This is a genomic window from Gluconobacter cerinus, assembly GCF_025961355.1.
GTDB lineage: Bacteria > Pseudomonadota > Alphaproteobacteria > Acetobacterales > Acetobacteraceae > Gluconobacter > Gluconobacter cerinus.
The window spans coordinates 317,180-336,431 of record NZ_JAOQNM010000001.1 but is presented as its reverse complement, the minus strand read 5'-3'; the positions used below and the strand labels follow the sequence as shown (position 1 = coordinate 336,431).

The 19,252-nt window shown below is 55.4% G+C and carries 19 protein-coding genes; 13 read left to right on the top strand and 6 right to left on the bottom strand.

Going from position 1 to position 19,252, the window contains the following annotated elements; genetic code table 11:
• The 4 genes from M2305_RS01555 to M2305_RS01540 all read left to right on the top strand — a co-directional run bounded on the left by M2305_RS01555 (position 1) and on the right by M2305_RS01540 (position 4,030).
• A complete protein-coding gene (locus tag M2305_RS01555) occupies positions 1-729 on the top strand; it encodes a P-loop NTPase family protein (protein WP_064274077.1) in 729 nt (242 codons plus the stop codon).
• A complete protein-coding gene (locus M2305_RS01550; RefSeq protein WP_264648385.1) occupies positions 729-1,682 on the top strand; it encodes an MlaD family protein in 954 nt (317 codons plus the stop codon). Before M2305_RS01555 ends, M2305_RS01550 begins: the two co-directional genes overlap by 1 nt.
• The gene (locus tag M2305_RS01545; RefSeq protein ID WP_264648384.1) at positions 1,679-2,503 is read left to right on the top strand and encodes a hypothetical protein; all 825 of its coding nucleotides are present in this window, start codon (positions 1,679-1,681) and stop codon (positions 2,501-2,503) included. The genes M2305_RS01550 and M2305_RS01545 overlap by 4 nt, the downstream gene beginning before the upstream one ends.
• A gap of 81 nt (positions 2,504-2,584) precedes the next feature.
• Positions 2,585-4,030, top strand: a complete 1,446-nt coding sequence (locus tag M2305_RS01540) for a glycoside hydrolase family 32 protein (protein WP_264648383.1) — start codon at positions 2,585-2,587, stop codon at positions 4,028-4,030.
• 4 nt (positions 4,031-4,034) lie between these two features.
• Here M2305_RS01540 and M2305_RS01535 read toward each other — a convergent pair whose 3' ends face one another.
• Positions 4,035-5,339: an Hsp70 family protein gene (locus M2305_RS01535; protein ID WP_264648382.1), complete on the bottom strand. Its 1,305-nt coding sequence runs from the start codon at positions 5,337-5,339 to the stop codon at positions 4,035-4,037.
• Between the two features lie 105 nt (positions 5,340-5,444).
• Complete coding sequence (locus M2305_RS01530; RefSeq protein ID WP_086634094.1) at positions 5,445-5,852, bottom strand: winged helix-turn-helix transcriptional regulator; 408 nt, start codon at positions 5,850-5,852, stop codon at positions 5,445-5,447.
• Positions 5,853-5,974: 122 nt separating this feature from the next.
• Here M2305_RS01530 and M2305_RS01525 point away from each other — a divergent pair, with 122 nt between their 5' ends.
• Positions 5,975-6,529: a flavodoxin family protein gene (locus M2305_RS01525; protein ID WP_264648381.1), complete on the top strand. Its 555-nt coding sequence runs from the start codon at positions 5,975-5,977 to the stop codon at positions 6,527-6,529.
• A gap of 53 nt (positions 6,530-6,582) precedes the next feature.
• Here the strand turns inward: M2305_RS01525 and bioB are convergent, their stop codons facing one another.
• On the bottom strand, positions 6,583-7,608 hold the full coding sequence (gene bioB / locus M2305_RS01520) for a biotin synthase BioB (protein WP_264649915.1): 1,026 nt from the start codon (positions 7,606-7,608) through the stop codon (positions 6,583-6,585).
• Between the two features lie 116 nt (positions 7,609-7,724).
• On the opposite strand from bioB, the gene M2305_RS01515 reads away from it, so the two are divergent.
• From M2305_RS01515 to M2305_RS01500, 4 genes are all read left to right on the top strand, one after another.
• Positions 7,725-8,546, top strand: a complete 822-nt coding sequence (locus M2305_RS01515; RefSeq protein WP_046899547.1) for an acyl-ACP desaturase — start codon at positions 7,725-7,727, stop codon at positions 8,544-8,546.
• A gap of 93 nt (positions 8,547-8,639) precedes the next feature.
• Positions 8,640-9,272 (top strand): Dabb family protein, encoded by a 633-nt coding sequence (locus tag M2305_RS01510; RefSeq protein ID WP_086634096.1) that lies wholly within the window; start codon positions 8,640-8,642, stop codon positions 9,270-9,272.
• A gap of 14 nt (positions 9,273-9,286) precedes the next feature.
• On the top strand, positions 9,287-11,446 hold the full coding sequence (locus tag M2305_RS01505; protein ID WP_264648380.1) for a M13 family metallopeptidase: 2,160 nt from the start codon (positions 9,287-9,289) through the stop codon (positions 11,444-11,446).
• Between the two features lie 73 nt (positions 11,447-11,519).
• On the top strand, positions 11,520-12,251 hold the full coding sequence (locus M2305_RS01500) for a glycine betaine ABC transporter substrate-binding protein (protein WP_264648379.1): 732 nt from the start codon (positions 11,520-11,522) through the stop codon (positions 12,249-12,251).
• A 51-nt stretch (positions 12,252-12,302) separates the two neighbouring features.
• Here the strand turns inward: M2305_RS01500 and M2305_RS01495 are convergent, their stop codons facing one another.
• The 3 genes from M2305_RS01495 to M2305_RS01485 all read right to left on the bottom strand — a co-directional run bounded on the left by M2305_RS01495 (position 12,303) and on the right by M2305_RS01485 (position 14,623).
• Positions 12,303-13,082 (bottom strand): acetoin reductase, encoded by a 780-nt coding sequence (locus M2305_RS01495; RefSeq protein WP_046899847.1) that lies wholly within the window; start codon positions 13,080-13,082, stop codon positions 12,303-12,305.
• A 267-nt stretch (positions 13,083-13,349) separates the two neighbouring features.
• The gene (locus M2305_RS01490) at positions 13,350-14,429 is read right to left on the bottom strand and encodes an IS5 family transposase (protein ID WP_015075063.1); all 1,080 of its coding nucleotides are present in this window, start codon (positions 14,427-14,429) and stop codon (positions 13,350-13,352) included.
• A gap of 50 nt (positions 14,430-14,479) precedes the next feature.
• Positions 14,480-14,623: a hypothetical protein gene (locus M2305_RS01485; RefSeq protein ID WP_015075062.1), complete on the bottom strand. Its 144-nt coding sequence runs from the start codon at positions 14,621-14,623 to the stop codon at positions 14,480-14,482.
• Between the two features lie 403 nt (positions 14,624-15,026).
• On the opposite strand from M2305_RS01485, the gene M2305_RS01480 reads away from it, so the two are divergent.
• From M2305_RS01480 to fabD, 4 genes are all read left to right on the top strand, one after another.
• Complete coding sequence (locus M2305_RS01480; RefSeq protein ID WP_408870798.1) at positions 15,027-16,454, top strand: carbohydrate porin; 1,428 nt, start codon at positions 15,027-15,029, stop codon at positions 16,452-16,454.
• Positions 16,455-16,578: 124 nt separating this feature from the next.
• Positions 16,579-17,457, top strand: coding sequence for a class I SAM-dependent methyltransferase (locus tag M2305_RS01475; RefSeq protein ID WP_264648378.1), 879 nt, complete (start codon positions 16,579-16,581; stop codon positions 17,455-17,457).
• Between the two features lie 26 nt (positions 17,458-17,483).
• Positions 17,484-18,230: a DUF2987 domain-containing protein gene (locus tag M2305_RS01470; protein ID WP_264648377.1), complete on the top strand. Its 747-nt coding sequence runs from the start codon at positions 17,484-17,486 to the stop codon at positions 18,228-18,230.
• Positions 18,231-18,301: 71 nt separating this feature from the next.
• Positions 18,302-19,246: an ACP S-malonyltransferase gene (gene fabD / locus M2305_RS01465; protein WP_264648376.1), complete on the top strand. Its 945-nt coding sequence runs from the start codon at positions 18,302-18,304 to the stop codon at positions 19,244-19,246.
• The last annotated feature ends 6 nt before the right edge of the window (positions 19,247-19,252 follow it).

Genomic DNA, 19,252 nt, shown 5'->3' with positions numbered 1-19,252 from the left:
ATGGCCGACGAAAAGACAGTCCCGCCTGCTGAACTGAACATCCTCGACCCTATTCTGGAGTTGCTGGATGCTCGTCCACGCTTTGATGGCAGTGGCCTGGCCTCTGTCCGTTATAACCTGCGTCTAAATCCGGGTGACTGCGCCCTGATTGAATGTCGGGATATGCAGCAGGCCAGCCTCTTTGCCGATATGTGTGTCGGGCTGGTAGATCTGGATGACGGAATTGCCCGCTGTATGGGGCTTGAATGGTCTGATCTGGATGAACGCCGGGCTGCGGCCTTGCGGGGGCGAATCGGGCGGATGGTGGCCAATGGCGGGTGGATCGACCTGTATGGCACTCACATGAACATTCTCTGGCCACAACTGCATCATACTCGGGTGCCCGAGGAACGGTTGATGCAACAGGCCGTGCAGTTGGGAATGCAGTTTGGCCTGCCTGGTCTGCCAGTCGTTTCTCCGGGCAAACTCTCTCCTCTGGATCGTTGCCGCGCTGACTGCGTGCGTGCGTTTCTGGGGGAGCCCGCACTTCTTCTGCTGGAAAATCCGATGGGAAGTGCCAACCCTCCGCTCATGAACGCCTTTCTGTCCGCTCTGACGGATGCGCGTGACCGGGGCTGTGCTGTTGTCTGGCTTGCCCCGAATGACAGCGGCTGGGGGGCATATGAAGCGGATGCGACCATTCGCCTCCGACTGTATGATGATGGACTGTTTTCGATGCGAGGGTCTTGATGTTTCGCGTACGCCGCCCTGACACTGCCCGCCCGCTTTTCCAGAACCGCTATGCGGATGAATGGGTGGGATTGCTGGTCCTTGTGACCATCGTCCTCTTCGCTGTGGCTGTGGCAGAAGCCGGCTTTCTCAAGCAGTGGCTGACACCCGAAAAGAAGATCCACTTTGTCCTGCCGGAAACTGGCGTGGCCGGGCTGGCTATTGGTGACGACATTGAGATCATGGGCGTGCATGCCGGTGAAATTCGCCATCTGGATTTGAACAGCACTGGCCGGATGTATGCCGAGGGCTATATCGAACCGCAGTTTGTGCCCTTCATCCGTCAGGATAGTGCTGCCGTGATCCGGCATCGTTTCGTGGTGGCCGGTGCCAGCTATATCGAGTTGGGCCGTGGCCGTGGGGAAGACATGGACTGGGGCTATGCCGTGCTGAACGCAACGGTAGAGGCAAACCCGGCAGACGTGATTACCCAGACGGTTACGGACCTGAGAAACAAGCTCGTTCCTGCAATGGATAGCGTTCAGGCCATTACCAAGCAGGTCAACGACATGCTGACGGACATGCGGGCTGGCAAGGGCACGGTTGGCGGGCTTCTTTCAAAGGACGATACCCTTCAGAAAGCCAATCAGGCCTTGGAAAATCTTACAGAAGTTATTGCCCGCCTTCAGCCGATCGAAAAGCAGCTTGGGGGTGTCATGACGAAAGCTGATGGCACGATGGACAATGCCAAATCGGCCACGGACACCCTTCGCAAGAGCATGCCGCAGGTGCAGGAAACGATTACCCATACCAGTGCCGCAACAGCCCAGCTTCCTGCGCTCATCACGCAGGCGGAAGCGAGTGCCAATAGCCTCCGCAAGCTGACAGATCAGCTCAGGGGCCTATGGCTGCTGGGTGGTACAGCGCAGAAAGCGCCCAGTCATCGTCTGCCAGCGGAGGCTGTCCGTCCATGAAGCGTATGATTCTGCTGTGTCTTGCCATGGCGAGTTGCTCGTCGGTGACCAGGGGGCCTGATCCGGACCAGGCTTATGAAAACGCCATGGACACCGGGCGGAGCGCTTTTGAGCTCGGACATCCAGACCAGTCCGAAAGTCAGTACCGTGCGGCGATGGACCGTGCCCTTATCCGGGATGATGCTGCCCAGATCCATGATGCGGGCTTCAATCTTGCGACGGCCCTGCTGGAAGAAAACAAGCCTGCCGACGCTTTGACCGCGCTCGATCGCACCGAAAAAGCTCTGAAGCTGCGTCAGTACAGTCAGTCCAGTGATCTGGAGCTTGTCAGAAGTGCAGCGCTCTATCGGCAGCATGACCTAACGGGTTCTGAGGCTTCAGCGCTCGTGGCGCTTCAGTCGCCTGACGTGGGCATTCGCAATCGCGCGGCTTATCTGGCTGGTTTAGGGGCTTCGGATCAGGGTGATACAGCGCAGTTGACCCGCATGGAAGCATTATTGGCTCCCTCAAAAGAGCCTACTGCCATGCTGGATCATCAGGATCTGGCGGCCCGTCTGGCACTCCTGAATCATGCGCCAGCACTTGCGTTGGAACAGGCCATGTCCCTGACACAGAAGAGACGGGATGCGCAGGACTATGAGGGAATGCGGCGTGCTCTGCTTGTCGCGGCTCAAGCTGCTGAAGCACAGGGTGACATGAACACCGCCGCCGCTTTACGACAGCAGGAACTTTCAAGCCGAAGTGTGCAGCAGACTGGCCATGTGGAGAAAGCCTCCATTACCGTCTCTGCCGTGAGTGCGCCCGCAGCACCCATTCGCTGATCAACGAAAAACTTTTTCCGTCATTGCCAGAGCCGCCCCTCTCATTCGATAGTAACGAAATCGGAATGAGAGGGAGAGAAGATGAGGCCTACATCCAGGCGAATGGTTCTTGGGTCTGGAGTGGCCTTGCTCGCTTTGGGGCTGACGCACAGGAGTCAGGCGCGGCCCTATCGTCTTCCGTCAGCCGCCGCTATGGCTGCGGATCGGTTGCGCCCTCAATATCATCTGATTGCCCCTTATGGGTGGATGAACGATCCTTGCGGCCCGGTCTGGGTCACTGGTCGCCATCACATGTTCTATCAGTGGGGGCCGGACAAAGCTGCGTTTGGAAACATTCACTGGGGCCACGCGACCAGCTCTGATCTCGTTCACTGGCATCACGAACCCGTTGCGATGAGCCCTGTCCCCGGGGGACCAGATGCCCTCGGAGTTTTCAGTGGTTGCGTTGTGATCGTTGAAGATCAGGCCATCGCTTTTTACACGGGGATTGAGCCATCCGTGCAGTGCACGGCGACATCTGATCTCCAGATGATGCACTGGAAGCAGAACCCCGTCCCGGTTCTTTCTGAGCCCCCGCCGGGACTGCATGTTGATGGATTTCGCGATCCGCTCGTCTGGAAGGATCGCGAGGGATGGCACATGCTGCTGGGCGCCAACGTTCGGCAATCCAAGTTTGGTCCGGGTGGCGTCATTCTGAAATACGATAGCAAAAATCTAAAAGACTGGACCTATCGCACTCTTTTCTATGGCCCCACGCATCAGGCTGGCGCTTACGACGATGCCATGGAATGCCCGGACTTTTTTGCGCTCGGTGATACCTGGGTCCTGATCTATTCGCTGGGCAGCACTGTTTATTATGCTTCAGGCATTTACAGCGAAGGCACATTTCATCCGCGCATTATTCAGCCGCTTGGGTATGGCTCGTTCTACGCCGGACGGACCATGTTGGATGAGCACGGGCGGCGTGTTCTCTGGGGCTGGTTGCCTGAAAAGCCTGAGCGCAGTCATGGGGCCATGGAAGCGGGCTGGAGTGGTGTCATGTCTTTGCCTCGGGTTCTCACAGCTGACCGAGATGCCGCTCTGCGTCTTGCACCCCATCCCAATCTGGCTGCGTTGGAAGGCCCGCATTTCCGCCAGCTCACACCCTCGTCCTGGGCCGCTCCCGATGGACCGAATGGCCGAATTCGTCTGACCTTTATCGGAACCGAGGCGGGGCGCCTGACATTTGGAGGGCAGGGGCCATTTCTGGAGCTTGATTACGATCCATACCGGCCCGGAAAAGAATTGATGGCCAATGGAGATTCCGCCCCCTTGCCATTGGCCGCCCGCAATATGCTGGATATTTTCGTAGATGGTTCGGTCGTGGAAATTTTTACCTCTTCAGGTGTCTGTCTCACGACCCGGGCTTATGGAAATACGAATGTGGCCTTCAAGTTGTCTGTGGAAGGAACATTCCGTGAGGCCGTTGTCTCTGCCCGCGCGATGAGCCCCATTTCTCCAGATCGCCTGACCAGTAGCCCGGCCTGAACATTCAGGCCGAGGCTCTTGCTTCCACTTCGATCAGGGCCAGACCTTCAGCAACAGAGACGAATTCTGATCCGCCATCGACGCGGCTTTCACCAAAGCGATCCGTGAACAGCTTCCGAACAGCCGGAACGAAAGACGTGCCGCCGGTGAGGAAGACATGATCGATATCGTTAATTCCGAGGCCTGTAACGTTCAGGGCATCGTCGATGGCTGCTGCGAGTTTTTCCAGATCGGGTTTGATCCAGCTTTCGAAATCTGCACGCGTGATGGCCTGCTCGATTTTCAGGTCCCGGTGGCTGAACTTCAGGACTGTGCTGTCGTACCGTGAGAGATCGCTTTTGGCCTGACCAATCGCTCGATACAGGTTCTGGCCTTCCTGATCTTCAATCAGACGCAGCAGATTTCGTAGCTTCTGCGGATCGGAGGCCGTTTTTGCGACGTCTGCAATGCTGCGAAGGGTTTGAGGGGTCCGCATCAGGGACAGGCGATGCCAGCGCCCGAGGCTCGCATACCATTCAATAGGGACGGGAAGAGGCTGCCCACCCATCACCCGATATGTCGTGTCCCGGCCAAGTGCAGGTGCGACGACATTGTCGATAATACGGAAGTCAAACTGGTCCCCCGCAATCCCGACACCGGAATGACCCAGAGTGACGGTGCGCGGTGTGCCATGGGGGTCAAAGCGCATGACAGAGAAATCGCTTGTGCCGCCGCCGAAGTCTCCCACCAGCACGGTTGCTGGTGCATCCAGTCGCTGCATGAAGCGCCAGCCAGCCCCTTCGGGCTCAAGCACGACGTTTGGCTCAGCGAAACCTGCCTCGACAAAGCTTTCCTTCAGGCGCTTCACACCCAGATCGTCATCGGCCAGTTCACCCGCAAAGCGCACGGGCCTGCCGATTGTTGTGCTGACCTGCTCTGGTGTAATGCCGGCTTTGTCCATCAGGGAACGCAGGAACCGGGCAATCAGGTTCTGAAGCGTCATGGTCGAGGCAAAAACACGTGTTTCGCGGAATGAGCCCTGAGCCAGATAGGTTTTCATGGACATGATGAGGCGGCTTTCTGCCGGATCATCCAGATAGGCCTCGATGGCATCAAGCCCGATAGCGTCCTGAAGAACGCGTCGATTGCCCTCCTGATCCATCCAGAGACAGAGCAGGGTGCGGCAGGTTTCGGAAGACGGGCTGTCAATGAAGTTGAAGATGGCAGGCTGCGTGTTGCCCTGCTCATCTGCGATGACGACGACACTATTGGTCGTTCCAAAGTCGATGCCGACGCGAATTTTTGGCGCTTTAAGAGGTTGCGTCGTCATTTTGGCTGGTCCCGTCCCGAATTCGCGAAGGGCGAGGGTTTAGGAAAGAACGGCTACGAGGCCAAGGGAAAAGTTGAAAAATGGCTTTATGGAAGGCGCAAAATGTCAGAGCGCGCTGTTTTTTGCTTCATCGTAAAGACGTTGAGAGTCCTGAATGTCAGCCATATGGGTTTCAGCCCAGTGCGTGAGGCTTGAAACCGCCTGGATCAGGGTCTCTCCGAGAGGCTTGAGGCTATATTCAACAGTGACGGGCACGGTTGGATAAGCTTGCCTTAAAATAAGCCCGTCACGCTCAAGGTTTTTCAGAACCTGAGACAGGATCTTCTGTGAAATCCCATTGATGTCCCGCTTGAGGGCATTGAAGCGCACAACGTCATTTTGAAGGCGGTCCAGCACCAAAAGGGCCCATTTGTCACCGAGCCTGTCCAGCACCATGCGGGTCGGACACTCTTTCGCATAGACGTTGAAACAGAGGTTTCGTGCCGGGGTGTCTGGTTTCTGCGAGGTTACCATGTGTCTTGAAAGTGCCTTCTTGTCCCGAATTTTCCAACATAATACCAGAAAGGGTGCTGGTTTCCAATGGATACCACGTATCGCATTGTATGTTTGATCTCTTGGTTCGAAGGACAGGAACGATGTCTAAAGTCTTGGTCGTCTATCACTCAGGGTATGGGCACACCAAAGTGGTGGCGGAGCATGTGGCGCAGGGAGCTGAGGCTCAACTCGTGGCAATTAGCGCGGATGGTGAAATTACCGAAGCAGAGTGGGCGGCATTGAATGACGCGGATGCCATCATCTTTGGAACGCCAACCTACATGGGGAATGTGAGTTGGCAGTTTAAGAAATTTGCAGATGCCACGTCCAAAATTTGGTTCACGCGCGGCTGGCAGGACAAGGTGTTCGGTGGTTTCACGAACTCCGCCAGTCCGAACGGGGATAAGCAGGTGACGTTGATTACGCTGCAAACACTTGCATCCCAGCATGGTGGCGTCTGGGTGAGTTTGGGAATTCCGCCGTCCAACACTCTTGAGGCCACGGGCGACGATCCGAACAATCTGGGCGGGTCAGTCGGGCTTCTGGCGCGCGCTCCAGCAAATGCGGGTGTCGATGGTGTTCAGAAGGGAGATCTGCTGACGGCTGAGCGCTATGGCCGTCGTGTGGCTGATATTGCGGCGCGTCTAAAAGCTTAATCAGCAATGTGTAGGGCGAGGCGCTGCAAAACAGCATGCCTCGCCCTTGTTGATTAGGACAGAGCCGCTTCGTAGGCAGCAACGTTCGGAACGGCAGGGCGTAGCGCTCCCATTTCTGATTCAGACTGAACCATCGGCGTCATGCCCAGAGCGGACAGAAGCTGACGGTCACGGTGTTCAGCAGGGTTTGGCGTGGTCAGGAGCTTCTCGCCACAGAAGATGGAATTAGCGCCTGCGAGGAAGCACAGAGCATGCGCCTCATCCGTCATGTTTTCACGCCCTGCCGCCAGACGGACATGGCTTTCCGGCATCATGATGCGGGCCGTAGCGATAATGCGAACGAATGTGATCGGATCGACCGCTTCAGCTTCACCTAACGGTGTGCCTTCAACGCGAACGAGCAGATTGATGGGCACGCTCTCGGGATGCTTCGGCAGGTTGGCGAGCGTCATCAGCAGGCCAGCGCGGTCGGACAGATCTTCGCCCATACCCACGATTCCGCCACAGCAGACATTGATGCCAGCATCGCGCACGTTGGAGAGCGTATCGAGGCGCTCCTGATACGTGCGGGTGGAGATGATGGAGCCGTAGAATTCCTCGGAGGTGTCGAGGTTGTGGTTGTAATAATCCAGCCCGGCATCCTTCAGGCGCTGAGACTGTACGGAGTCCAGCATTCCCAGCGTGACGCATGTTTCGAGACCAAGGGACTTTACGCCCTCGATCATCTCACAAACGGAGTCGAGATCGTGGTCCTTCGGGGAGCGCCAGGCAGCACCCATGCAGAATCGACCTGCGCCTGCTGCCTTTGCTGCACGCGCCTCGGTCATCACCTTTTCGACGGCCATTAGGCGCTCGGCCTTCACGCTTTTTTCGTGTCGGGCGCTCTGCGGACAGTAGGCGCAGTCTTCGGGGCAGCCGCCTGTCTTGATCGAAAGAAGCGTGGAAATCTGCACTTTTGTGGGGTCGAAATAACGACGGTGCAGTTCCTGGGCGCGGAACATTAGGTCCGGGAAGGGGAGGTTGATCAGCGCTTCAACCTCAGCGCGCGTCCAGTCGTGGCGGACGTCTGGCTGTGTCATTTTCTGAGCCGTCACGGGGCTTTCTCCAACGTTGTTGCGTCACACCTACCCAAAATGGCCCCGGCGTGTCATCTCATCGTCATGATTATGAGCCGGAAAACGGACGAGGCAAAGCGATGAAACACTGGCGTATCGAGCAGATGGACTGGGATTCCTTTGATCCATCCCGCGTGGACCCGGATATCATTCCTCTGGTGAAGTCTGCTTCAGTCGTTGAAAAGAATGGTCTGGACTACGCTGAATATCTGAGACACGTCTTTGTGGGAGACCCGGATTTCAGCGCGGCAACAGCCAACTGGGCAGTGGAAGAAGTTCAGCACGGAGATGCTCTGGGCCGCTGGGCCATGCTGGCAGATCCGAGCTGGGATTATGAAGAGGCTTTTGAGCGCTATCGCGCAAGTTACAAGATTGATGCAGACGTTGATGCGTCTATCCGCGGGTCTCGCACGGGCGAACTGATCGCGCGCTGTATGGTCGAGACGGGAACGTCGTCTTTTTACACGGCACTGGCAGATGCGACGGACGAGCCCCTGCTGAAAGCCATCTGCAAGCAGATTGCCGCCGATGAATACCGGCATTTCAAACTCTTCTATGATCACATGCATCGCTATCTGAAGCGCGAGAAGCTCAGTGTCTGGGCACGGACGCGTATTGCTCTTGGGCGTGTGACCGAGAGTGAGGACGATGAGCTGGCGTCCGCCTATCACACGACCAATGAATCCCCGGACATGCCCTATGATCACAAGCGGTGCATTGCGGCTTACATGTCCAAAGCCATGGGATTCTATCAGCAGAAGCACATTGATCGTGTGACGGCGATGATCTTCAAGACAATCGGCTTCACTCCGCATTCCCGTTGGCAGAAGCTGGCAGCGAATGGGGTGTATCGACTGATCCAGTGGCGTCGCAAATCGTTTCAGCGCCAGATTGCGGCCTGACGGTTCGTCAGACTTACGGAAATTCACAAGACGGAAGAGGCCATTTCGTGCCATGAAGGGCTGCATTTTCTGTCTTGTAACTGGAGCTTGAGAATGGACGTTCGACCACTTCTGTCCCGTCGCTTTATCTGGGGAGCCGCTGCCCTTCTGTCCATCGCAGGGCTGTCGCAGGGCTTCTCAGCCAAAGCAGATCCGTACTCGTTGCCGATCGCGACATCAGGCCCGGTGACGAGCGATACACCGGCAGCCGCAACGGTGGCCTCCCAGCAGCTTGCCCGACAGGTCGGATACGCGCAGTTTACAGCGGCGGACTGGCATGTCGGCACCGTGCGGCACATGGTGATGTTCCGGTACAAGAAGGACGCCACGACGGCACAGCGTGCAGAAGTGTCCGGCCGGTTTCTGCATCTTGCACAAGACAGCCGCCGCCCGGACGGCCGCCCGGTTGTGGTCAGCATTGAGACCGGGTTCCAGAATAGTGGGGAAGGTGTAGAGGGTGGCCTGCAGCAGGCGTTCCTCGTAACGTTCCGCTCTGAAGGGGACCGGAACTACTATGTTGGCAAGCCCGTGGTGACAGATCCGGCGTTCTTTGACCCCGCTCATGAGGCCTTCAAGGAATTTGCCGGGCCTTATCTCGATAAGGTTATGGTCTTTGATTATGACGTGCTGGCTGTCTCCGCGCTGGGTGACAAAGCACGCAAGACAACCCGCAAAAGCGGGAAGTAACAAAAAGTCTCCCTTTGTATGGACGGCCTTTTGACGAAATGATCTTTTATGCCTCATGCTACGGCGATCGCCAGAACATGAGGCATAATGTGAAGACTACAGTTTCTGTTAAACGCCGCCTGACGCAAGGTGCGAGTGTACTTGCGCTGGCTATGGGCCTTACAGCCGCAAGTGCACAGGCCGCCGGTTACAATTCAGGCTGGGGCTTTGATGAAGCCGGCATGAATCATAGCGTCAAGCCGGGCGACAATTTCTTCGAATATGCCAACGGCACGTACCTCAAGAACCTGAAAATTCCAGGCGATATGAGCAGCTATGGTCCGTTCCGTATTCTGTACGAACTGTCCATGGAGCGCCAGAAGGCGATCCTGAGCGAAGCACAGAAGCATGTTTCTGCCGAGCCGTCTGATGACATGGGCAAGATAGGCACCTTCTACGCCAGTTATCTGGACCAGAAGGCTGTTGATGCTCTAGGAGCCAAGCCGCTTGCTGCGGATCTGGAGAAGATCCGCAAGGTCAGTGATGCCAAGAGCCTGGCTGAGGCGTTTGGTACGTCCCTGAATTCCATGGCGTTCTCGACGTTCCAGATTGGCGTCGAGCAGGATCAGAAAGATCCGGAACATTACATGCTGATGCTCGATCAGGGCATGAGCATTGGCGTCAGCGGTGGACTAGGCCTGCCCGATATCAGCTACTACACAGACCCGAAGCTTGCCGACAAGAAAAAGGCCTATCAGGCTTACGTCGCGAAGATGCTGACGCTTGTGGGCTGGGCTGATCCAGCCAAGAACGCACAGGCTGTCGTCGATCTTGAAACGGCGCTTGCCAAGGTTGAGATCCCCCGCGATCAGACCCGCGATCCGCTCAAGCTCTACAACCCGATGACGGTCACGCAGCTGCAAAAGATCGCTCCAGACTTTGACTGGGTCACATTCCTGACGACTGCAGGGCTTCCGGCCGAAAATATTGCCGATCGCAAGGTAGACGTACGCGAGCCGGATGGCATCGCAGCCATGTCCCGCGTTCTGAAGAAGGCTGATTACAGCGTGCTTCAGGCCTGGCTAGCCTTCCATCTTGCAGATAATGCCGCAGCCTATCTGTCTCATGATTTCTCTGACGCGTCCTTTGACTTCAACAGTCGCACGCTGTCGGGCGTGGCGCAGCAGTCTCCGCGTTGGAAGCGTGCGACGCGCGTGACCAATGGCGCCATGGGCTGGGCTCTGGGCAAGATCTACGTTGCCCGCTATTTTCCGCCGTCAGCACAGGCTCAGATTACGGAGCTGGTGCAGAAGGTGAAGTCTTCCTTCCATGATCGCCTTGAGCACAACACATGGATGGACGAGCAGACCCGTAAGGCTGCTCTGAACAAGCTGGATCACTTCGCTATTCAGGTTGGTTATCCCAAAAAGTGGTGGGACTACAGCAACCTCGTAGTTCGCAAAGGCGACGTGTATGGCAATGCTGTGCGTGGCGCCGCGTTTAACTGGCAGCATGAGCTGAACAAGCTCGACAAGCCGGTGGATCGTGACGAGTGGGGCATGACGCCGCAGACCGTGAACGCCTACAACGATCCGACGATGAACGAGATTGTTTTCCCGGCTGCCATCCTTCAGCCGCCGTTCTTCGATCCGAAGGGCGATATGGCTGTGAATTATGGTGCCATTGGTGGCGTGATCGGTCATGAGATGAGTCATGGCTTTGACGACCAAGGCCGTCATTATGATGAACATGGCCGTCTGAATGACTGGTGGACCAAAGCATCTTCGGATGCCTTCCAGAAGCTGGCGGATCGTCTTGGTGCACAATATGACGCGCAGGAGCCTCTGCCGGGCACGCATGTGAACGGCAAGATGACCATGGGCGAGAACATTGCGGATTCCGGCGGGTTGAACCTTGGTCTGCAGGCTTATCATGACTCCCTGCATGGCAAGCCGCAGACAACCGTTCATGGTCTGACGGGCGATCAGCGCGTGTTCCTGGGCTGGGCGCAGGTGTGGCGTGAGAAGGATCGGCCGGATGCGCTGCGCCAGCAGATGCTTTCGAACGAGCATGCCCCGGCCGTCACGCGTGTGAACATGCCAGCACACAATATTGACGCCTGGTATGATGCATTCGGCGTAAAAGAGGGCGACAAGCTCTATCTTGCCCCGGATCAGCGCGTAAAGATCTGGTAAGGGTCGTGACAAAATGAAGCGTGAGGCTTATCCACGGTCTCACGTTTCAATTTTCTGACTGACGGACTGCCTCATGACGCAAATGACGATCGGCCATCTGTACACCTCGCTTCATGCCGGGTGTGCCAGTGCGGTCGCCCGTGTTCTCGAAGCGCATGAGGTGGACGTCGAGTTTGTGGACCTCGACCCTGAAGATGTGGCGGAAGCCATGGAGCAGGGCGAAGTCGATCTTCTGGTCTCTGCCTGGTTCCCGCGCGATGAAAAATTCGCTGGGCCTGGCTTTCGTGTCATCGGGGACCTGTATCAGCCACAGATTTCGTTTGCTGCGCTGCGTGCGCTCGGCACTGTCAATGCGCTGACATCAGCTGAAGTGGATCGGGTGATCGTTGCAGAGGACAGCCGCGAAATTCTTGAAAAAGCACTCAAGCAGCTTCCAGCCCTTTCTTCCCTGCCGCTTGAAGTTGTGGGGGAGGCCGCTCTGATCGGTCGTTTGGAAAAGGCGCAGGCAGACGGCGAATCTCCGCTTGTGGTTGCCACTCAGCCACATGCGGTGTTCCACACCGCGTTGCTGACGCCGGTTGAGGACCCTGACAAGCTGCTTGGTGGGGAAATGTCTGCGCGCATGGTTCTGCGGGAAGATGTAGCCCGCAAGGCAGACACGGATCTTCTTGACGAATTGTCCGAGATGATGCTCGGCAACAAGGTCATGAGTGCGCTGGATTATAACATCGGCGTTGAAGGGCAGGACCCTGATGATGCTGCGGAAGCATGGCAGCGTGGACGTCTTATTCCGCGGGACGCCTGAGGATTTCAAAAAAGGGCCGGACCTCTCCGGCCCTTTTTTGTATCTACAGCCTTAGCGGTAGACGAGGCCGCCATCAATCAGGATGGACTGGCCAGTAATGTAATCGGAATCTTTGCCCGACAGGAATGCGACGAAGCCAGCAACGTCGTCTGCTGTTTCGACCCGTCCGAGGGCGATGCCTTCAACATACTTCTTGTACGTTGCGCCCAGTTCAGCACCGGTAATCTCAGACATGCGCTTGTCGATCTCGACCCACATATCCGTTCCGACGATCCCCGGGCAGTAGGAGTTCACGGTGATACCGAAGGCTGCCAGTTCTTTGGCGGCCGACTGCGTAAGAGCGCGAACTGCGAACTTTGTGGAAGAATAGATCCCGAGAAGAGGAAAGCCTTCATGACCAGCAATGGAGCAGGCATTGATGATCTTGCCCTTCTTGCCGGTCTCTTTGAAAATGTTGGCCGCAGCTTGAATGCCCCAGATCACGCCTTGAACATTGATGCGGTAAATCTTTTCAACTTCTTCCTGGGTGACGTCCAGAATAGGCTTCACCTGACAGATGCCGGCGTTATTGACCATGATATCGAGGCCGCCCAGCTGGCTGGAGGCTTCTTTCAGGGTCTTCTGAAATTCATCGCGGTTGCTGATGTCAGCCGTCAGAGCGATAGCACGCCGACCAAGAGCCTCAACTTCCTTGGCAGCCTGCTGAACGGTTTCCTGTTTGACATCCAATAGAATGATGTCAGCTCCTTCGCGCGCCAGACGAAGAGCGATGGCCTTGCCGATACCTTGAGCCGCCCCGGTTACAGCGGCAATTTTACCAGAAAGAGACATGCAGAAATTTCCTCTCTCTTCATGCGCCACGAAATGTGGTTCGCACGAATGGTAAACGTCTTCTGCTTTCAGGCTTTGATTTTCCACAAAAAAAGACATGTTTTCGAAAATAGGCACGCAAACGTGTTTCATGTGGAGGGATCGAAGAACCGTTGGTTGATGCGCCTGGCTCGTGATTTCAGGCTTTTGGCGATTTGATTGACGGTTTTTGGGGGAGCTTTTGATCTGCGTTTTGAGCAGATCGGGGACTGCTCTCCCGCTGGATGACTATGCGCTCGCGTTCAATCTTTCGAGGAAGAGGAAGCGGCGCATGTTGTAGACGATATTGGCCAGCCCGATCCTCATGGTGGCCCGGGTGATACCGACAGTTCGGATGAACAATCCCGTCTGTGATTTCTGGTCGGCAAAGACGTGCTCGACGCGCGATCGGATCACGGACTTTCCAGCATTCGATTTCTGGATATGTCGGGGCATAGGCTTGAGATGCGGCTTTTTTCTGTGAACCTTTGAGACAAAACCCTCTTTGTCCATGAAGTCCTCATTCGCTTTCGAGCGATAAGCTGTATCAGCCCAAACGCTTGAGGCCGTATTGGTTTTATCTAACAGCCCCTCTCTCAATCGCGCACCATCACTGGCGGCGGCATCCGTCGTCTTCCATTTTCGGATGAACCGAAACTTCCGGTCGATGGAGACGTGGGATTTGTAGCCAAAGAACGGGATGGCGAGATCGCTCGACGGTATGGTTCCATCGTCCTGCCGCTTCGCCTTCGTGAACTTAAGTGTCCATCGTGCATGACGATCCTTATGCGACATCTTTGCGGGCTTGTCCTGCCAGTCTTCTGGAATACGTCCTGCCCGGAGATCCGCTTTCTCAGCCTTCGTATTGCGCTGCTTTGGAGCAGCCACCAGTGTTGCATCCAGGATCTGGCCGGACATCGGGAGATAACCGGCGTTCCGCAGGGTCGCGTCAAATCGGTCAAACAGCCTTTCAATGGCACCCGCCTGTGTCAAACGCTCACGAAACAGCCAGACCGTTTTGGCATCCGGCACGCGGTCCGACAGCCCCAATCCCAGAAAGCGCATGAACGACAGGCGGTCGTTGATCAGATACTCTGTCCGTTCATCAGACAAAGTGTTCAACGTCTGGATGACCAGAATTTTGAACATCAGCACCGGATCAAACGGCGGACGTCCGCCTTTACTTCCGTCTGAATAGGCCAGAGCCAGCTCCAGATCAGGGCGGAACACCTCAAAATCCACAGTCCGGGAAAAGGCCTCCAGCTGATCGCCAAGCCCGCTCAGCCGAGCAAGGCGCTCTTCAACATCAAAGAAACCAGGCTGCTTCATCTTCCACCATCCCCAATCAACGCCGAAGAAATGGAATCACACAGAACAGCTCAGAGCCAAGGGTTTTTCGAACCCTCCAGGTCAGGGCGGAAGACTTCAAAATCCACAGTCCGGGAAAATGCTTCGAGCTGATCACCAAGCCCGCTCAAGCGGGCAAGCCGTTCTTCAACATCAAAGAAACCCGGCTGCTTCATCTTTCATCATCCCCAATCAACTAAGGGGAAATGGAATCACAGAGCAGACCTCAATACCAGGGGGTTTTTCGAACCCTCCATGTGAAAGAAATATTACATGAGTAATTTTCTAAATTAGCGATTTTGTAGATATTTTAATATCTATATAAAGTGTACTTCAACTTAACAAGTATTTTTACTTTAAAACAAATAATAAAAAATATTTTAATTATTTTATATTGTGAATTATTAATCAAATTTACGAGAAATTCTAAAATGTTAATTACGCTACAATGCTCCGTCGCGTAGGGATTTTGCACGCTGACTCTGGATCGGGCGCAATTCGCTTCACGGGTCGTGATGTAACATTATTCCTGTTCAAATAGGGGCGCCAGATTTGCATCTTCGTGTGCTGGGTTATGCTCTGAAAAGCTCATGGTTCGTGTGGTTTTTCAGTATTTTCGTCTCGCTGCCTGCTTTTGCTCAGGTCATGGACCGCGATATTGGATCTGCGCCAAGTCAGTTGGTTTCAACGCCTCTTCCTGTGCACGCATCGCGTGAAACAACCGTTCCAGCATTTTCCCATCCTGAGGCTATCGTCTCCAATCCTTTGTCAGACTGGCTGCGTAAGCGTGGCATCAATTTCCTTGTCGACAATACGAATGAATTTGCCGGAGCGATAACGAAGCCGACGCGCGGAACAACGCCAGGATTTGAAAACTACAAGCAGGGCGCGAGCAATGCGGGTCAGTATGCCATGCAGCTTGATGTGGACTGGGAAAAGCTTGCTGGCCTGCGTGGTTTTGCGACGCACATGATTACGGTGGGACGATACGGTACGACGGCCAATCGCATGTTTGGTGACTGGCTCAATCATGCTTCCGAAGATTATGGCGGTGGCGGAAATGTTGTCGTGCATTTGGTCTATATGTACGGGGAAGAAACGCTTTACGGTGGGCGTCTGGCGATCGCCGCTGGCCGTATGTCAGAAATTTCGGATTTTGCGGCGAGCCCTTTGTTCTGCAATTTCCAGAACGGTAGTTTCTGCGGTCGTCCCAAAGGGATTACGGACACGAATTTTGACGCTGGCTATCCCGCTGCGACTTGGGGATTTCGGGTTCGAGGACGGCCGGTGCGTTCTGTCTATGTCCAGACGGGAGTGTATCCGATCGAAAACGGGATTTACCAAGTCTATCAGCATCGGACCGGCTTTAAATTTAATGGGGCCAACATCATTGGGTATGCAGCACCGATTGAAACAGCCTGGGAGCCGGTTTTCGGGCATGGAACCTTGCCGGGCCATTACAAATTTGGGGCCCAGCTCTTCAGTACGCCGCAGACTGATAACTATTATGATCTGTATGACGGTTCTTATGCAGAGAGCGGACTTGCGCATAAAAAGCGAAGCGCGTCTTGGTCAACATGGGTCATGCTGGATCAGCAGTTGCTGCACTATCGGGCAAAGGGCTCAGGCCTGACGGCGATGACGGGGCTTATTTACAATGATCCTCATACGTCCCTGCGCCGCTATCTCGTTTATGGCGCACTGATTAACCGCGGATTTCTGAAGTCTCGACCCTACGATACGCTCGGATTTTCTCTGACCTACACCAAGATTGCATCCGGTGTGAGCCGAAGTGAAGCTGCGCTGATCCGTAAAGGGCAATCACTCCCCAATCATGCGACAGGTGTTCAGCAGGATGCGGTCGTGATGGAGTTCAACTACGCTATCCACGTTGTGAAGGGTGTAATTTTTACGCCTCTGTTTGAGTATTACATTCACCCGAATGCCCAATACAATTTGCGGGATGCTGCTCTTTTGGGGTTCAAGAGTCATATCCAGTTTATGTGAGAACTCTTTCTTGTGTTGTATCTGAAAAGTGCGGGGCAGGATTTTTCATGCGTAGGCGGCTTGGTTCTCTTGTTGGTGGAAGTGCGTTAATAAATCGTTACTGACATGGCGTAACGGTAGAAGAATGACCCACTCCGACAGGACGGATGCTGTTTTTGAAGCCTTTCACGGGCTTGCGGACGAAGAATGGCTGCATGTTCTGGTCTCGTCCCTTGGCGGACACGAGGTGCGGGGCGTTCGGATGCCTGAGTTCCCCCCGGATGATCTTCAGCGTGAAATTCATGGGCATCACGGGGAGGTTTCCATTCATGAGGCGCATGTTTTTTATCGGGAAATAAAGGCGTATTGCGCCTACGCGGGAAAGCCTGTGAGGCCTGAGACTTCCGTTCTTGATTTCGGATGTGGGTGGGGGCGGATGGCGCGCCTCTTCATGAAGGATGTGCGATCACAGTCCCTCGTCAGCGTCGAGCATACGGACCGCTTCCTCATGGCGGCACGGCGCGCCAATCCATTTCTTCCCTTCTTGCAGGCCGGACTGGTGCCACCATTGCCGCTCGTGCCCGGTACGCTGGATCTGATCACGTCCTGGTCGACATTTTCACATCTGGATGAATTTCTGGCCGGCCACTGGATGAGGGAATTTCATCGGCTTCTGAAGCAAGATGGATTGGTTGTTTTTACGACGCAGAGCCGGCGGTTTCTGTCATTTTGTGCAGAGCAGCGCTTGCGTCGTGCTTCTGGAATGAAACTGGAGCATCCATGGCATGAAGCTTGTGCAAACAGTTTTGTGGATGAAGCGCAGGCAAATTCACATTTTGAAGCTGGGCGGTTCCTGCATGCCGCGTCTGCAAAGCGTCCTCAGCCTCAGGCGCATTATGGAGAGGCCATCATACCACGGAACTATATTCTTAAAGCTTGGGGCGGGATGTTTCGCCTGATCGAATATCTGGATAATCCGGTAAGGCTGCCGCAGGTTCTGGTTGTTCTGCAAAAAATTGAATAAGACATCATTTGTTGTAAAGTAAATTCATGACCTATCGTCTTCTGACCGGAACTTTCATCGCATTCCTTTCCTGTGTCGGGCTTCACGAGGCGCACGGTGCTTCTGAGGAGCATCTTATTGTCGCTGGCCGACATGACGTGCGCGTTGCGACATATCAGGACATCGCACGTATCTATGAGCGGTTTGACCGCTTCCCGCAGGCGGCAAAAGAGGGTCTTTCACTCCATTTCACAGGCGAGTTGCTGCCTGACCATGATTACCCCTCAAAAGCGCGGCTTATGGTTCATAGCCGGGATGGGGATATTCCCTTGTTCTTCGGCCAGGACCGGGACATGCATTTCCCGCTGACACACCGCCTGAAGGCAGAGAACCCGCCAGTCCTTCAGACAGAAGCCATCGGGCATAATGTCAGAACGGAGCTGTCTCTGGTGGTCGCGTTGCCTGCGCGGCAGACATTTACCGGCACAGAGGCCCGTCACTGGCTGCATCAGGTCAATGCGTGCATCCGTGATCTGACGGGTGTGATCCTGTCCTGGTTCATGCCGGATGCTCATCGGCTCAAGATAGATATTGCTCCGGGAGCGAACTTTGAGGCTGTGACGAGCGGTACCGTCCGGGTGCTGGCGTCAAACGTGAGCAGGGAGCCAATGACTGTTCTGCTTCGGCCGCAGGACTATGCAGAGGATACGGTATTCCGTTCCAGCAAGCCTTTTGGCCGGGTCCGGGTTAAAATTCCCGGTGAGGCATACGCGACATTCACGCCTGACAGATAACGCAGAATTTGACAGATCGCGTGTGAAACAGCATCACCCTGAGCCTGTTTTTCATGCCAGCAGGGGGATCCATGTCGGTTCACGCTTTTGTCTTTCCGGGTCAGGGCAGTCAGTCAGTCGGAATGGGGCAGGCCCTGCATGATGCCTTTGCTTCATCCCGCGCCGTTTTTCAGGAAGTTGACGATGCCCTAGGAGTGCATCTGTCAAAGCTGATGTTCTCCGGTGAAGCGGACGAACTGACAAAGACCGAGAACACGCAGCCAGCACTTTTTGCCGTATCGCTCGCTGCTGTTCGTGCCCTTGAAACCGAAGGTGGCTTCAAACTGGCAGACAAGGCCGCTTTGCTGGCGGGTCATTCTCTTGGAGAATATTCTGCTCTTGCTGCCGCTGGCACGCTCGGTATTGCTGAAGGTGCCCGTCTGCTGCGTCTGCGCGGTCAGGCAATGCAGCGGGCTGTTCCTGCAGGTGAGGGCGGCATGGCAGCTCTTCTCGGAGTTGAGGCTGAGCAGGCGCAGTCCATCTGCGAAGATGCAGCCCAGGGACAGATCCTTGAGATTGCCAATGATAACGGCGGTGGCCAGATCGTTGTGTCTGGACACATGGATGCCGTGGATCGCGCCATTGCCCTTGCCAAGGAGCGTGGCATCAAGCGGGCTGTGAAACTTCCGGTCTCCGCGCCGTTTCATTCGTCACTGATGGCGCCTGCCGGTCGTGAAATGGCCGAAGCGCTGGCAACGGCTACACTGATTGCGCCGAGCGTCCCGGTTATTGCCAATGTGACTGCTGCGAAGGTAACGGATCCTGATGCGATCCGCGACCTTCTGGTGAAGCAGGTTACGGGAACGGTCCGCTGGCGCGAAAGCGTTCAGGCCATGGCGGCCATGGGCGTGACAAACATGCATGAACTGGGAGCCGGCAAGGTGCTGTGCGGTCTGGCGCGTCGTATTGCTCCTGATCTTGCCACGGACAATGCTGGCACACCTGCTGAAATCGAAGCCCTGCTCAAGGCTCTGTAAGGACAA